The 15299-nt window shown below is 52.2% G+C and carries 17 protein-coding genes; 7 read left to right on the forward strand and 10 right to left on the reverse strand.

Annotation, left to right across the window (positions count from 1 at the left end; all coding sequences use genetic code 11):
* Nucleotides 1-81 precede the first annotated feature (81 nt).
* The 5 genes from A0W33_RS04845 (at nt 82) to uvsE (ending at nt 4755) form a co-directional block, all read left to right on the forward strand.
* Nucleotides 82-1317 carry a metallophosphoesterase gene (locus A0W33_RS04845; protein ID WP_068837116.1) on the forward strand — a complete coding sequence of 412 codons (1236 nt, stop codon included), beginning with the start codon at nt 82-84 and terminating at the stop codon, nt 1315-1317.
* A gap of 205 nt (nt 1318-1522) precedes the next feature.
* Nucleotides 1523-2089, forward strand: a complete 567-nt coding sequence (locus A0W33_RS04850; RefSeq protein WP_068837117.1) for a hypothetical protein — start codon at nt 1523-1525, stop codon at nt 2087-2089.
* Between the two features lie 276 nt (nt 2090-2365).
* On the forward strand, nt 2366-3013 hold the full coding sequence (locus A0W33_RS04855; RefSeq protein WP_068837118.1) for a carboxypeptidase-like regulatory domain-containing protein: 648 nt from the start codon (nt 2366-2368) through the stop codon (nt 3011-3013).
* A 139-nt stretch (nt 3014-3152) separates the two neighbouring features.
* Nucleotides 3153-3800 (forward strand): peptidase associated/transthyretin-like domain-containing protein, encoded by a 648-nt coding sequence (locus tag A0W33_RS04860; protein WP_068837119.1) that lies wholly within the window; start codon nt 3153-3155, stop codon nt 3798-3800.
* 55 nt (nt 3801-3855) lie between these two features.
* Nucleotides 3856-4755, forward strand: coding sequence for a UV DNA damage repair endonuclease UvsE (gene uvsE / locus A0W33_RS04865; RefSeq protein WP_068837120.1), 900 nt, complete (start codon nt 3856-3858; stop codon nt 4753-4755).
* On the opposite strand, the gene A0W33_RS04870 is transcribed toward uvsE, so the two are convergent.
* From A0W33_RS04870 to A0W33_RS04880, 3 genes are all read right to left on the reverse strand, one after another.
* A complete protein-coding gene (locus A0W33_RS04870; RefSeq protein WP_068837121.1) occupies nt 4744-5241 on the reverse strand; it encodes a DUF4112 domain-containing protein in 498 nt (165 codons plus the stop codon). The genes uvsE and A0W33_RS04870 overlap by 12 nt on opposite strands.
* Before the next feature lie 35 nt (nt 5242-5276).
* Nucleotides 5277-5522: a hypothetical protein gene (locus tag A0W33_RS04875; protein ID WP_139237206.1), complete on the reverse strand. Its 246-nt coding sequence runs from the start codon at nt 5520-5522 to the stop codon at nt 5277-5279.
* A 161-nt stretch (nt 5523-5683) separates the two neighbouring features.
* On the reverse strand, nt 5684-5965 hold the full coding sequence (locus A0W33_RS04880; protein WP_068837123.1) for a hypothetical protein: 282 nt from the start codon (nt 5963-5965) through the stop codon (nt 5684-5686).
* A 253-nt stretch (nt 5966-6218) separates the two neighbouring features.
* Here A0W33_RS04880 and A0W33_RS04885 point away from each other — a divergent pair, with 253 nt between their 5' ends.
* Entirely contained in the window at nt 6219-6470 is a 252-nt protein-coding gene (locus A0W33_RS04885; protein ID WP_068837124.1) for a hypothetical protein, read from the forward strand.
* Nucleotides 6471-6661: 191 nt separating this feature from the next.
* Here the strand turns inward: A0W33_RS04885 and A0W33_RS04890 are convergent, their stop codons facing one another.
* The gene (locus A0W33_RS04890) at nt 6662-7204 is read right to left on the reverse strand and encodes a TetR/AcrR family transcriptional regulator (RefSeq protein WP_068837125.1); all 543 of its coding nucleotides are present in this window, start codon (nt 7202-7204) and stop codon (nt 6662-6664) included.
* A 250-nt stretch (nt 7205-7454) separates the two neighbouring features.
* Entirely contained in the window at nt 7455-8270 is an 816-nt protein-coding gene (locus A0W33_RS04895; RefSeq protein ID WP_068837126.1) for an SDR family oxidoreductase, read from the reverse strand.
* A gap of 210 nt (nt 8271-8480) precedes the next feature.
* Here A0W33_RS04895 and A0W33_RS04900 point away from each other — a divergent pair, with 210 nt between their 5' ends.
* Nucleotides 8481-10127: a UxaA family hydrolase gene (locus A0W33_RS04900; RefSeq protein ID WP_068837127.1), complete on the forward strand. Its 1647-nt coding sequence runs from the start codon at nt 8481-8483 to the stop codon at nt 10125-10127.
* Nucleotides 10128-10253: 126 nt separating this feature from the next.
* Here A0W33_RS04900 and A0W33_RS04905 read toward each other — a convergent pair whose 3' ends face one another.
* The 5 genes from A0W33_RS04905 to A0W33_RS04925 form a co-directional block, all read right to left on the reverse strand.
* Nucleotides 10254-10952 (reverse strand): LamG domain-containing protein, encoded by a 699-nt coding sequence (locus A0W33_RS04905; protein ID WP_244888618.1) that lies wholly within the window; start codon nt 10950-10952, stop codon nt 10254-10256.
* The gene (locus tag A0W33_RS04910; protein ID WP_068837129.1) at nt 10928-11911 is read right to left on the reverse strand and encodes a pectinesterase family protein; all 984 of its coding nucleotides are present in this window, start codon (nt 11909-11911) and stop codon (nt 10928-10930) included. Before A0W33_RS04910 ends, A0W33_RS04905 begins: the two co-directional genes overlap by 25 nt.
* A 78-nt stretch (nt 11912-11989) precedes the next feature.
* Nucleotides 11990-13462, reverse strand: a complete 1473-nt coding sequence (locus tag A0W33_RS04915; RefSeq protein ID WP_229802228.1) for a glycoside hydrolase family 28 protein — start codon at nt 13460-13462, stop codon at nt 11990-11992.
* 12 nt (nt 13463-13474) lie between these two features.
* A complete protein-coding gene (locus A0W33_RS04920; RefSeq protein ID WP_068837131.1) occupies nt 13475-13897 on the reverse strand; it encodes a VOC family protein in 423 nt (140 codons plus the stop codon).
* 138 nt (nt 13898-14035) lie between these two features.
* Nucleotides 14036-15262 carry a dienelactone hydrolase family protein gene (locus tag A0W33_RS04925; RefSeq protein WP_068837132.1) on the reverse strand — a complete coding sequence of 409 codons (1227 nt, stop codon included), beginning with the start codon at nt 15260-15262 and terminating at the stop codon, nt 14036-14038.
* Between the last annotated feature and the right edge of the window lie 37 nt (nt 15263-15299).

Here is a 15299-nt window from a genome sequence, read left to right on the forward strand (position 1 = left end):
AATATATTTTTTAAGCACAATTTATACTAAAACGACTAGCCGTAGCCTCTAAATTTCAAAAGCTGGCGGTTTTATACTTATATGCAAAAATTAATCTCCACCGGAATCATATTCCTGATACTCTTCCTCCTGGACCTGTACGTTTTCCAGGCCATCAGGCTGGTTACACAAAATATACCTCCGGTTGTCCGAAACATCATTTACTTCCTGTACTGGTCTGTTTTTGTGGTGACTGCCGTTACGTTCGCCCTGGCTTCAGCCACGCGCGGCACGCCGCCAACAAATTTCCAGACGTACCTGGCCAGCACGTTGTTTATCTTTTTTGCCTCCAAGATGGTGGTGGTGCTCTTCCTTTTTGTGGATGATATTGTACGCATCGGCAAAGTCGTGATGAATGCTACATCCAGCGAGGTAGCGTTTGATGCATCACGCAGCAAGTTTCTGAGCCAGTTGGGCCTGTTGGTTGCGGCCGTGCCTTTTACAGCGTTTATCTACGGTATGGCAAAGGGCGCCTACGATTACCAAGTAAAGCGCGTTACGCTGCGCTTCCCGAACCTGCCCGCCTCTTTCGATGGTTTTAAGATGCTGCAGATCTCTGACCTGCACACCGGTAGCTTTATGTCGGAGGAGCCTTTGAGAGAAGCCGTGCAACTCATAAACAAGCAGGAGGCCGACCTGGTGTTCTTTACCGGCGATTTGGTGAACAACCTGGCCTCCGAGGTGCAGCCGCACATTCCGGCTCTAAGCGAGATACGTGCTAAAACAGCCGTTTACTCGGTATTGGGCAACCACGATTACGCGGATTATGTGCGCGACTGGCCGAACCCGGCAGCCAAGGCAGAGAACATGCGCGCCATGCTAGACAGCCACCGCCGCATGGGCTGGCAGCTGCTCCTGAACGAGAACCGGATTATTGAGCGAAACGGCGAGCAGATAGCGGTGCTGGGCGTGGAGAACTGGGGCAACCGCGCGGGCTTTCCGAAGTATGGCCGCCTCGGGCAGGCCTACCAGGGAACCGAGAACGTGCCGTTCAAGGTGCTGCTCTCGCACGACCCTTCGCACTGGGATGGCGAGATCAACAAAGATTTCCAGGACATCGACCTGACATTATCGGGGCACACCCACGGTATGCAGTTTGGCGTGAACATACCCGGCTGGAAGTGGAGCCCGGTGCAGTACGTGTACAAGCAGTGGGCAGGGCTTTACAAAAAAGGCCGCCAGCACCTGTACGTAAACACGGGCCTCGGCTTTTTGGGTTATCCGGGGCGCGTGGGCTTTCTGCCGGAGATCACGGTGTTCGAGCTGAAGCGCGCGTAACCGTTGCACGTATAAAATATAGGGCACCAGCCAGTACGGCTGGTGCTTTTTTCTTGCCTCAGTTCCGCAATTTGGCTACCTTGCCGCGCCATTCCCGCAACCTGACAAACATTGGGGGTATGGCAGCGTATTACTTAGGAGGCAACACCAACGCGCTGCGTTGTAAGCACCTCATTAACATTGTTTTATAACTATCGCATATAACATGAGAAAAGTAATTCTTCCGGCTTTTGCCATTGCTACACTTTTTCTTACCACCTCTTGCTACGAAGAGATATCTGGCTTTGGCACAACCACCGAGACCCAGGACTCAAATGACGATGAGGAGGTAAACCCGCTGCACATCCGTGGTTACGGTGACAGAGAACCAGGTACCGGCGGCCCGAGAGCCCCACAGCCTAACCAGTACTATGCGTTCAGCACCACCGGGCTGGAGTCTGCCACACGCCGCGAACTGGAAAACAGCGTGGCCATCGAAATGGTGAAAGTATACTATGACCCGGATATGCAGCTAAGCGACCTAGATAAAAGGTATAACAAGCCTGGCGCTACGCCAGCCCCTACCCCGGATGCAGCGGAGGCCGTGAGAGCATCAGAGCAGGCAGACGGTGCGGCACCAGCAGATGGCACGGGCAACGGCAACAACGGTAATGGCAACAATGGCAATTCTGGCAACAACGGCAACGGTGATTCTGGCAACAGCACCACCGGCACGACCCAGACCAAGACCAAAGCAGGCAGCACCACAGGAGGCACTACTACGCAGCAGTAGTTTGATCTCCTTAAACTAGAGCGCTTGCAGCCTTGGTGGCTGCAGGCGCTTTATCTTTTGTAAGGGTACCGCTGTGCCTGCTTCCTTGTTTTACATAGCCGCAAGTATATATTTGTAACCGCTGGCATACTTTTTGGCCAGGTTGGGCGTATTAAGGAAGGTGATGGGCAACAGTGGCTTTGGTCTGAAGTTATACTTACGCTCGCTTTCGAAACAAGCACTATTTTAGATCTTAATTCTAAGAAATCCCAAACCAGCAGCATCTGTACGTTTTTCATGCACCGAACCCTACTCCTATACCTTCTCCCCCTGTTGCTGCTATGCTGCAGCCTGCCTGCATTGGGCCAGCGGAGCATACGGATTAGCGGAACGGTACTGGAGCAGGACCGCACCACGCCCATACCCGGTGCCACCATTATGAAGGTGAACACCAACATGGGCGTTGTGTCTGATGCCGAGGGAAAGTTCTTGATTGATGTGGCGCAGGAAGATACGCTGATGATCCGGGCACTGGGTTTTAAGCCTTTGCTATACCTGCCAAAGGCCCTGCCTGTGTCGGAACTGCGAGTGACCATTGTGCTGCGGGAAGACAGCGTGATGCTGGGCGAGGTAGAGGTAACCAGCCGTCCCTCGCAGGAAATGATAGACCGTGCCCTGCGCAACATGAAACGCGAAACCGCCAGCCAGACCGAGAACCCCAATTACCTCCCGGGGTTTGAGCCACCACCACCGAAGGCGCCGCCTGCCCCCACCATCCTGAACCCCATTAACCTGATGTACGACATGTTCTCGAGCGAGGGCAAGCAAAAGCGCCAGTTACAGGAAGTCAAGGCACAGGAGGAGGCACTGCAGGAAGCGGAGCGCCGGCGGAAGGAACGGGAGGAATACAATAAGTACTTCAAGGACAATACCGGATATCAATAAGCAAAATGCCCCTGGCTCTACAGCCCGGGGCATTTTGCTTATGCAACCATACCGTCGGGAAAAGACTCTTCTGATAGTATAAGGTTTTACCCTGCTAACGCAGCGTTTGCCATGCTACCCTCAACCGAAAACAAACCCGATGCCGCCACCCGCCAGTATTTATACTTCCCTGACCCTCCTGCTTCTGCTGTATGTATTTCCGGCGCGTGCGCAACGGGTACAGGTGCACGGCGTGGTACTCGGCTCTGACGGAAAGACACCTCTCCTGGGAGCGGGAATCACAAACATCAATGCAAACACTGTCACCATTACGGATGCGGCAGGCCGTTTCAGCGTTCCGGCACAGCCGCTGGATTCGCTGCTGGTACGTGCAGTAGGCTTTAAACCGGTGCTATACCTGGTAGATGAACAGGCCGTGTCTGGTAAACCCCTCATACTTATACTTCAGGAAGACAGTGTGCTGCTGCAGGAGGTGCAGGTGCGGAGCATGCCCTCGGAGGAAGAGATGCGGCGGATTTTACACAGCAAGGCACCAGAAAAGCGGGCGCTGGTGCAGCGGCCGGGCTATAACCCCGCGCTGGAGCCGCCTCCCCCACCTGAAGAGTCCCTCCCGAACATGGTGCTGAACCCAGCCTCCTATTTCTCCAGGGAAGGAATGCAGCGCAGGCAGTTGAAGAAGCACCTGGAGGCAGGGGCAGAAAAGCAAAGACAGGCCGAGGCGGAACGCATAAAGGCAGAGGAGGCGCGCTACAACAGCTTCTTTAAAGACAGCACCAGCAACCAGTAAGGCAGCCAAACAACGGTTGCCTGCGTAGGTTACATACATACTTAACACCTATGCTATGAAAATCGGATACCCCTGCATCAACCAAACCCTCGACTGCTCCTCCTCCCGCACCTTCCGGTTAGCCTCCTACTCTGAGGAGCGCCTGATCGAGACGGTGGAGCAGAACCTTGCCTGCCTGCGCCGCATCCTGGAGTACAACGTACAGCACGGGCTCTACTTCTTCCGCCTCTCCTCCGGCCTGGTTCCCTTTGCCTCGCATGAGGTGAACAAGTATAACTGGCAGGAACATTTCAAACTGACGTTCCGGAGGCTTGGAGCTTACATCAAGAACAACAACATGCGCATCTCCATGCACCCTGACCAGTTTGTGGTCCTCAACTCGCCCAACGAGACAACGGTGCGCAACAGCATTGCTGAGCTGGTGTACCAGGGAAGCGTATTGGATTTGATGGAGCTGGATGCCACGGCTAAGCTGCAGATTCACGGGGGCGGGGCCTACGGCGACAAACCTTCGGCCATGCAGCGCTTTGCCGAAGTATACCATACCATGCTACCCGATGCAGTAAAGGCGCGCCTCTGCGTGGAGAATGACGACCGCACGTACACCCTGCAGGACTGCCTGGAGCTAAATGAACTAACAGGGGTGCCCGTTATTTTTGATAACTTCCACCACGAGTGCGTGAACAACGGTGAGCCGATGCGCGAGGCAGTGGAGATGGCTGCCGCTACCTGGCAACCGGAGCGGGACGGCATTCTGATGATGGACTACAGCTCTCAGGCGCAAGGCGAGCGCAGGGGCAAGCACACGCAAAGTATAGAGGAGCAGCTGTTTCACGACTTCCTGGCCGAGACTGAAGGCCTGAACATGGACATCATGCTGGAGATAAAGGACAAGGAAGAAAGCGCCATAAAAGCGCTGGAGGTGGCCAGGGAGATGGGCCGGCTAGAAGTATGACGCCAGCCAGGAATACACCCACTCGGCCAGTTCCCACAGCGCCCAGAGCAGCAAACCCAACAAAACCACCAAACCGATGATAGCGCCGATAATGATGTTCTTGCCGCTGCCCCGGTATTTGCCCTCTTCGTAATAGGCGCGCAGCAGCCGCACGTTGCGTTGGTTTGCCTTAAAGGCGAAGTCGAAGATGTTGCCCACCAGCGGAATGCTCCCGATCAGGGCATCAAGGCCAATATTTACCAGCATAAGCGCTACCAGCTTGCCACTGGCACCATGGCGGGCCATCGTCAGCACCAGCACCGCCGACATGCCGAAAGAGGCCAGATCGCCGGCTACCGGAACGAAGCCCAGCAGCGGGTCCAGGCCAAAGCGGAAGTTGGTGCCCGGAAGCTTGAACTGGTTGTCCATCAGGTGCACCATGTAGTCCACCCATTTCAGGTTTTCCGAGCGAGGGGTGCGCGTGTAGCGTGTGTTATCTGTTGCCATAGCCGCTTATACGCTGACAGCAGGCAAAAGTATATTTAGCGTACGCTTTGGCTGCGCAGCAACGAGCGGCGGTGCGACTGGGCTTGTCTTTTCTTTTTGGCTGCCACCTTTACATAGCGCACATTCGGCCTGTCATTTTTGCTGAATATCTTCCCGATCACATTGTTGGAAAGTATCGACAGGCTCTTTGCCGGTCCTTTTGCAACAGCCGCCTTTGCTGAAGCCTCAGCTGAAAAAGAAATCACACAGGCTAATAAGGCGATCAAAATTCCTCTCATCATGATACTAGCAATTTTATATATTAATATTCATATCAAAGGTAAAATCTATATATTGTAATTACAATGTTTAGTTAAAATATTTATTGAATAAAATCAAAAATGGCTGCAGCATACTTCTAAAGGTATACTGCAGCCATTTTAAATGCTTTTTACAGCTAAGCTTAGCCTTTGCCTGTCTTCTTCTTTGGAGCCGCCTTTTTGGGGGCTGCCTTCGCGGCTTTGCCTTTCTGCTTGGTATGACCCGGGTTAGTGGTTAGCGGGTGATGCGGGTTGTTTGGATTTTTATACCACCCTTTGTGCAGTCCGTTGTCGCTGCTCTTTTTTGCATCCTTAACTATTATCACCTTGCCCACACTTGTCGGTTTTTTCCTGGAAACAGTGCAGGAAGACACCAGCGTGAGTGCCATCACTACCAGCACCAGGTTCTTGAGTTTACGCATCATAAAGAAGGTTTAGAATTTAGGCTGCAAAGAAACACATTCGGCACGAAGGAAGCACCAGCCGGTGAAAAAAAATGGAGCGTCACCCAGGAATTTGCACTGCCATAACACAGCATGGGTCGGTACACGTGCAGCTGCAGCATACTGAACCCTGTGTGTTTCGCGTTATTTAGAACAGCGGATAGCAGCACGCGGCGCAGCTTCGTATAAGGCTATACCGGCACATGGCTGCTTTTTACCCTTTTGCACCTTCCCCATGAACCTTAACCAGTTTAACCGACAGCCTTTGGAGCAGCGCACGGACCTCATCCTGCGGCATGGAACTTACCTGGCCGTGCGGTACAGGTCGCAGTACGTAATCCGCCTCTACCATTTCAACTCCTTTTTTGCCGAGGTTTGGTTTGAGCCCAGGAGAGACCGGTTTGTGCTTGCCCGCAGCCTCTGCAACCACACAGGCCTGCACCCCTACCTTGACCAGGTAAACATTTCTGACATTCTGCAACAGTAAGAGCACCTGCTGGTAAGTTGCCCAGGCCTTACCAAATGCTAACCCGAAATAGTGTTTTGTTGGCTTGGATATACTTACCGCTTAAGTCTAGGTTTACCCAATGGGTGCCATTCCTCCGGAGTACACCAAAGCAAAAGGCTTCATCCAGATTAACTGAACAAAGCCTCTCTTATTACGAATGTCATTTATGATCAGGCCGCCTCGCCTTTATACTTTGATTTAATGAGGTCGAGCATCTTGGTGAAGTGCGCCTGGTCCGGGTCGTGCAGAAACTGGCGCCAGAGCCCCTCCACCATCAGCATGATTACTTCAGACTCCAATTCAGGTTCTTTATAGCCCAATTTCTTAAAGGCCTCCACCAGCTTCTGCATCACCGAGTGCGAAAAGCGGATGTGGTGCTTCTGCGATATCTCCTCGTCTACCAACCTGAATTGCATGCGCCAGAAGTTCCGCTCGTCCTCCACCAGCTTCTGCGGCATGTCGAGAATGTTGCAGATCAGTTTGGCAGGATCGTCCTCCACCACCAACCCTTTGCTCTTGTCGGTAATGCGCCTGTAACCTGCCTTCACCACAGCCTCCAAAAGATTCTCCTTGTTTTGATAATGCTTAAAGATAAGCCCTTCTGACACACCGGCCTCTCTGGCGATAAGGCTGGTAGGGGTGGCATCGTATCCTTTATCGGCAAACAGGCTTAGGGCTGTGTCCAGTATAACCTCTTTTTTTGTCTTGACCATACTACTAATTACACTAAAGTGACTACCATTTGTCGGGAACATGCTTGCGTTGCAGGAAACGGCCGGCAGCCACTGTTTCGAAGGCAAGCCACAAATATACGCCTTAGTTAAACAATTTGAAAAAACGCAGTATTAAATTAATGTTTCTACATGTTATGTGCCTTTCGGCAGAACAAATGGCAACAGCACCTACTATAACGAAAATAAAAAAGAACATTAAATGAGGCCTTTACCTAAGGCATAATTAACCTTATACGCCGCTGTAGGCACTAAAGCCGCCATCCACCAATAGGGTTTCGCCGGTTACAAACCGGGAGGCGTCGCTAAGCAGGTAAATCAGTGTGCCTGTAAGCTCTTCGGGATTACCCAGGCGCTGAAAGGGCGTGTTCTGGACAAACTTCTGCGCCCTATCCGTATAACTTCCTTCTTCGTTCAGGAGCAGGCTTCTGTTTTGCTCAGTCAGGAATACACCCGGTGCCAGCGAATTGACCCGAATGCCATCGCCATACCGTTGGCCCAACTCCACCGCCATCCACTTTGTATAGGCATCTATGGCTGTTTTGGCCAGCGTGTAGCCCAGCACGCGGGTAAGCGGGCGCTGGGCCGCAATGGAGGAGACATTCACGATGGAGCCTTTGCCTTTTTCGGCCATCACCCTGCCAAACACCTGCGTGGGAATAACCGTGCCGAACAGGTTCAGGTCCACGGCTCGGCGGCTGTCCTCTATTTTGGCATCGAAGATGTTGTGATCCGGCCCGATGGTGGCACCCGGAATGTTGCCTCCAGCCGCATTCACTAGCCCGTCGATAGTACCCCACTGCTGCAGTATTTCCGCTTTTGCGGCATGCATGGCCGCCTCGTCCAGCACATCGCCAAGTATGGCCATCGCCTCGCCGCCCGCTGCCTGAATGGCTGCAACGCGTTTTTCTGCCCGCTCCTTGTTACGGCCCAAGACAGCCACCCTGGCACCGGCGCCTGCGGCTGCAAGCGAGAAGGCTTCCCCCAGTACGCCGGTGGCTCCCGTGATCACAACTACTTTTCCTTCTAATGAGAATTGTTTTAACATGCTATTTGTTGCTTTATGTAGAGTGCCTTTGTTCCCGTTGGCGCTTGTTGTACCGTTACAAAGAGGATTTATTCTTGTTAAGCTGGCAGCTATCAGGTGCGCAAAAGTGAGCGGTCACCCAATAATTTTAGCCTTATAATTTCTATTTCTCTAATTTATTTATATTATTTGCATAAGCGCAATCGATTGCGCAATTAATAAAAGAAAAGCATGTCACACAAGATACTAAAAGTGCACCCGAACGATAATGTTTTGGTTGCGCTGACAGATTTACCCGCCGGAGAACCCATTACGTACGACAGCATTTCCCTTTCGCTAGTAGAGGCTGTGCCAGCCAAGCACAAGTTCACGCAGCAGGACATGGCGCCCGGAGAGGAGATCATCATGTATGGCACCCTGGTTGGCAAGGCGGTATTGCCTATCCCGGCCGGCACCAGAATCTCAACAGAAAACGTAAAGCACCAGGCTAATACCTTCAGCGGCAAAAACAAGTCATTTGAGTGGCAGGCGCCTGATGTATCCCGGTGGGAAGGCAAAACCTTTATGGGCTTTCACCGCGAAGACGGACAGGTAGGCACATCCAACACGTGGCTCGTGATCCCGTTGGTGTTCTGCGAGAACCGCAACGTTAACATTATCAAGCAGGCTTTTCTGGAGGAACTTGGCTTTGGACGCCAGGACCTGTACAAATCTTATGTGCAGCAGATGGTGGAGCTGTACCAGGCCGGAAACGTGGACGCCATTGCACAACTGCCGCTACAGGGCCAAATGAGCAACGGGCACCGACGCATATTTGAAAACATCGACGGCATCAAATTTCTGACCCACGAGGGCGGTTGCGGCGGTATCCGCCAGGATTCTGACGCACTTTGTGCCCTGCTGGCTGGTTACATCCACAACCCGAATGTGGCCGGCGCGACAGTGCTTAGCCTGGGTTGCCAGAACGCGCAGGTAGGCATCCTGGAGGAAAAACTTCGTGCCCTGAACCCGAACTTCTCCAAGCCGCTGATCGTGCTGGAGCAGCAGCAGGAAGGTACCGAGCAGGAACTGTTAACCCAAGCTATCAGAAGAACTTTCCTTGGCCTGATTGAGGCTGATAAAATAACACGCCAGCCGGCGCCGCTTAGCAAACTGGTGATTGGCCTGGAGTGCGGCGGATCTGACGGTTTCTCCGGCATTTCGGCAAACCCAGCCGTAGGCCAGGTATCCGATTTGATCGTGGCACTGGGCGGAAAGTCTATGTTATCAGAATTCCCTGAGTTGTGCGGTGTGGAGCAGGAAATCATCAACCGCTGTGTGGATGACAAAACAGCCGATCGCTTTGTGCACCTGATGCGCGCTTACGCGCATGCGGCAGAGGCCGTAGGTTCTGGTTTCGATATGAACCCAAGCCCGGGCAACATCAAGGACGGTTTGATCACAGACGCTATTAAATCGGCGGGTGCTGCCAAGAAAGGCGGTACTTCTCCGGTGGTGGATGTGCTGGACTACACTGAATATGCGACGAAGCCAGGCCTGAACCTGCTTTGCACGCCTGGCAACGATGTGGAAAGTACCACAGCGATGGCCGGCTCCGGTGCCAACGTTATACTCTTCACAACTGGTTTGGGCACGCCAACAGGCAACCCGGTAACGCCGGTTGTCAAAGTATCCTCCAACTCCAAACTGGCGGAGCGCATGCCAGACATCATCGACGTTGACACAGGCCCCGTGATTGCAGGCGAGAAAACCATTGAGGAGATGGGCGCGGAGATGCTAGACTATATTATAGAGGTTGCCAGCGGTAACATCAAAACAAAAGCACAGCAACTTGACCAGGATGACTTCATTCCCTGGAAACGCGGTATTTCACTTTAAATATTTGATTAGGTTGATTTGCAAAAAGGCCCTCTTATTTTATGAGGGCCTTTTTATTTTTATGTCTGTTCTGACTCCCAATAAGAATTGCCTCCCTACTTTGGTTAGGAGCAGATTTAATACCTGCTACTCCACCGTCTTGCTAAACTTCACAACTCTGATGGCACCGTTAAACCAGGATCGCTTATCCATGCGGGTGCCAATAGAGGTTTTAGCAGTGGAACTGATGGGAAGGTATTCAATCTCGCCTGACAGCTCCTCTTCACCATTTACATAGCCTTTCAGTTGGCCGTCTTTGTAGGCCAGTCTTATACTTGCCCACTTATTTACCGGGTGTGTTCTGGTGGAGTCAATCAGCGTGAGGGAGGCGTTTTCGGTACGCATGAACAGGTCCGGATACCATTGCCCTTTATCATTCAGCCGCAGCTCGATCAGGATGCGGCGTTTATCGTTGTTTGGGTCCTGGATGTGCAGGAAGCGCTGCTCAACATTTTCCGGATAAGCGGCAGCAGGCTTGAACTCTACCTCTATCGTGAAGGCATCTGCGCCGGCAATCGGGTTTACGCCTAATAATAGGCCATCCTCCTTGCCATCAAATTGTATCGCCTTCTTTCCTTCTGCCTTTACCACTTTTGGCTGCCCCCATACTTGTGGCGTGTACCCGCTTATAGTCTCAAGTGAGTTGAGTTGCCACACTTCCTGACGGCTTTGCCTGCTGGCCACGCATCCTACCAGCAGCATATTTAGCACCAGGCAGCAACCCATTAATTTAGCTGATTTTCCCTTCATCATACTTCCTTTTACTTCCGCTGCAGCGGTTTCCACTCCGGGAAGATGTTCTCCAGGGTATACTGCTTCGCCTCCTTTGCCGTCAGTTGCCTTGACCAGTTCACCCTGCTCTTTGCATTGGCTCCGGCTCCTTTTGAGTTATACTCCGCGTACAGCACCGTCTTTTCATTTTCCGGATTTCGCCAGTTGTCCCAGCCTTCCGGGCGAATGTGGTTGCCCATTTCGGAGTTGAGGAACACGGTTTTGGAGTAGGGCCGCCATGGCCGGCCCAGGTATACTTTGGTTGCGGCGGCATCGGCAATCAGCTTGCAATCGATAAACACAAAGCCATACTTCTGATCAGGCGAAGTTGCCGCCGCCGTGATGTAAGAATCTTTCAGGCTTTTGATCGTGCAGTTCAGGAACACAACCGTTGCCTCCCCAAAAATAAAGTCCGTCGTGCCTTCGATGTAGCAGTCCTGATACAACTGCCTGCTGCCCTCTGTAGCGGCATACAGCGTATCCTGGTTCCCGATCAACCGGCAGTTGCGAATGATGGCCCTGTCACCTTCCACGTGCAGCGCCACCGCCTGCCCCACCGGACCCGCAGCGTTTTCGATGGTTAAATTCTCGGCCACAAAATCATTGCCCTGCACCAGTACCGTGTACGAAGTATAGGTGCTATACTTCTCGTTGCCGGTGAAGTCCTTTCCCGGAAACGGTTTGCCCGAAAAATCGCTGTTGGTGATGATGGTGCTGTCCTTGCTTTCGCCCACCAGCGAGATCTTCGTTTTCCAGGATGGGATAACCAGTTTCTCCCGGTACACGCCATTCTTGATGTGTATTGTCACCTGCTGCTGCGACAAGTCACGCACGGCATTTACGGCCTCCTGTATGGTATTAAAATCGCCGCTGCCGTCCTGCGCCACCGTAAACGAGCTAGGGTAAACTTTGGGCTGCGCCGCTAGCTGTAATGTGGCTACCAGAAGTATAAACAGGCACAAGTATCCTTTCATAGTATAACTGGGTATTCTTTATAACTGGGTATTCTTTCTCTGGATGATTTATTTAACCGCAGGGGCAGGGATTCACCTCTACCCTGCCGGCGAAATACTGTCTGGAAGTATAATCGGCTTGCCGTTGATGGTAACGTTTTCGAACTCGATGTTCTTCACGTTTGAGAACTTGTAAGGCTCCTTCACATTGTTGATCTGCACATTGATCAGGCGCAGATTCTGTACCGGCGACTCGGCATAGCCTTCTAACAGAACACCTACATCACCCCCATTCTGCACCGTCATGTTCCGCACTTCCACATTGCGTACAGTCGGTATATAAGGACCTTCATCCTCGTAAAACATGTTCACCCGTATGACCTGCTCTGCCACCTGGCCCACCTCAATGTTGCGCAGGTACACATTCTCAACCACGCCGCCGCGCATAGAACTCGTTTTGATTCGTAAGGCTCTATCCAACAAAGGACTGTTCATGGTGCAGTTCTCCGCAAACACATTCCGTACACCACCCGAAATTTCGCTTCCGATCACCACACCGCCATGTCCGTTTGCCATGGTACAGCCTTGTATGATGATGTTTTCGCTTGGCACATTTATTCTGCGTCCGTCGGCGTTTCTGCCGGATTTGATGGCAATGCAGTCGTCGCCGGTGTTAAAAAAGCAGTCTTTGATGAGCACGTTTTTACAGGATTCCGGGTCGCAGCCGTCTGAGTTCGGCCCCTGGCTCTCCACCGTCACGCCCTGTATCGTCACATTGTTGCACAGCACCGGGTTCAGAATCCACATGGGCGAGTTTACGATCGTCACGCCCTCGATGAGCACATTCTCACAGCGGTACGGCTGCACGAACTGCGGACGCAGGTAATAGCCCTCCCCAAACTTGCGCTCGCTTACCGGCACATTGTTTTCTGCCATCTCAAACAAAGCAGCTCTTTTATCAGAATCGTTCTGGTTAGGCGTGCCCACTTGCCAGCCATGTCGCTTGTTTCCTTTCCATGGCCACCAGTTGGTTTCATTGGCCTGTCCGTCCAGTACACCCTCGCCCGTAACGGCAATATTCTTCTCTTCGAACGCATAGATGAGCGGAGAATAATTCATCAACTCCACCCCTTCCCAACGCGTGTAAACCAAAGGCAAATAATCTTTCGGATTAGTAGAGAACAAGACTCTGGCATCCTTCTCCACATGCAGGTTTACGTTGCTTTCCAGGTAGATGGGGCCGGTCAGGTACTTGCCGGCTGGCACCACCACGCGCCCACCGCCAGCACTGCTGCAGGCCTGGATGGCTTTTCGAATCGCCTCTGAGTTATCTGTTTTGCCGTCTCCTACCGCGCCATAGGTGGTCACATCAAAATCCTTGTCAGGAAAAGTAGGCGGTACGATTTGGGCAAGTATACCCTCCACCTGCTGCCACGGATCTGAAGTAGTGTTTTCGTTTGTACCTGCAGCCGCTTCCGGTTGCGTGGCAACAGTGCTTTTTTTAGTACAGCCAGCCATGGTTAGTAGCAGGGCAAGGATGCAGAGTGTTCGCACATACCTATAGATCTTCATAGTTTGTAATTATTAATGCACGCTGGACTTTTGATTTTCTTCTTCTTTCGCTTTGAGCATGGGCGTACCTCTTTTGCACAGCTGCACCGCCAGCCCCCAAGGGTCGCGCAGCATCACCAGGTGCGAACCATCCTCCAATTTCTGGTCTGACTCCAGGCTGGCTCCTGCTTGCAGCAACCGGTACCGGTCGTTGTCTGGGTTTTCTGAAACGAAAGCCAGATGCACGAGCAAGGGGTTCATGGTGCGGTAAGGTGGTACTTCGTTAGCAGGGTTCCGGTAAACCTCTATCATGATCCGGCCGCTGTCATCAGCCAGGAAAGTCATGAAGGGAGCTTCTTTTTGCTGTTTTACTACCTTTAGCCCAAGGTGCGCTACATACCATTCTGTCATCGCCTGCGGGTCTTCCACATTCAGCGCAAAGTGTTCTAGTTTCATTCTATATTTCTTTTGAACCGATGGCTATTTGTTTCTCTTATTTAGTACTACTTCAGCTTTTTGTATTGTCAGCCAAGCCGCTTTGAAGTTTTATCACCAAAGTCTTATTTCTTTATACCTGTGCCTTGTGTCCAAAACCTACTTTAGCCACTTCTCCAGCCAGGCAATGGCGTCTTCCTGCATTTGGATCGTCATGGAGTGTGGCACATCGTAATACCGGGAAGAGAATTTTTCCGGCGCTTTCATTTTGGTATAGATACGCGATAGTCTCTGTTCTGCCGCCTGCATTCCCTCCATGCTGAAGAGCTTGTCCTGCTTGCAATTCAGCACCAGCAAAGGGCGCGGCGCATTCAGGGAGGCCACATCCGGCAAATCCAGAAACTCGTACTGCCGCGGCACATACATCATCCAAGTGTGGTGGGCGTGCTGCTGCAGCATTTCGTTGTACGTGGTCGAGAAAGCAGCCACCACGCCTGTTTTAATTCTTGGGTCCAGTCCGAAAAGGTACGTACTGCGCAGGCCTCCCAATGACAGCCCGATGCTGCCAATCCGCTCCGGGTCCACCTCTGGCCGCGACAGCAGAAAGTCTACCGCCACTCTGTCGTTTTGCGCAATGATGCCCAGCCAGGTAGTGCCGGAGGTAAGTATGGTTTTATTCATGGCTACCTCGTTCGGCCCGGCCACCTGCTTGTTGTAGATCTTGATGCGCTCACTTTCATTGGCACCCTCTATTTTCTCGAAATAGCCTTTGTTATCCACTAACGTTGCGGGATCTAACTTTTGGGAGCCAAAGTAAATGGCATCCGGACAGAGCACCACAAAGCCCCGCTTGGCCAGCTCATCCGCATAGTGCCTGCCCTCGTACAGGTTCTCAATGTACTCCTTCAAAATTGCTGGCTGATCATCCGTCAGGGTGTGTTTTTCCTTCCCAAAGAAGTAGAAACCGCCGTGGTCGTGCAGGGCAATGACGGCTGGGGCAGGCTTGGTGAAGTTATCTGGCACAAGTAGAAACGCCTCCGTTTGCTGCAGTGCATTTAGGTTGTAGCGCACCAGGTACTGCGTGTAGCCCTCCCGTTTGGTCGTGCTAAGTACTTCTGTGTTGAGAGGGGCTGGCGCCGGATCAAAAGCCAGTAACTCGTGCAGCTTCGCCTTTGCGTTTTTCCGCCACTTCTCCGTGTTCTTCCAATCTTTTGCCAGGTATGATAAGCTCGCGTTGCTCTTGCTCGAATAGGCATCCAGCAGCGGGTAAAAGTTGCCCACATCAGATTTTACCTGCTGGGCAAAGGCGCCAGCACAAGTTACGGCGAGTACCAGGCTAAAGCTGATACATCTGCAAAGCGTAGTATAGAAGGAACGTTTAGACATGTTTAAAATTACTGATATCTGTTTTGCCGCTGGCTAT

It is taken from the genome of Pontibacter akesuensis (genome assembly GCF_001611675.1).
Classification (GTDB): domain Bacteria; phylum Bacteroidota; class Bacteroidia; order Cytophagales; family Hymenobacteraceae; genus Pontibacter; species Pontibacter akesuensis.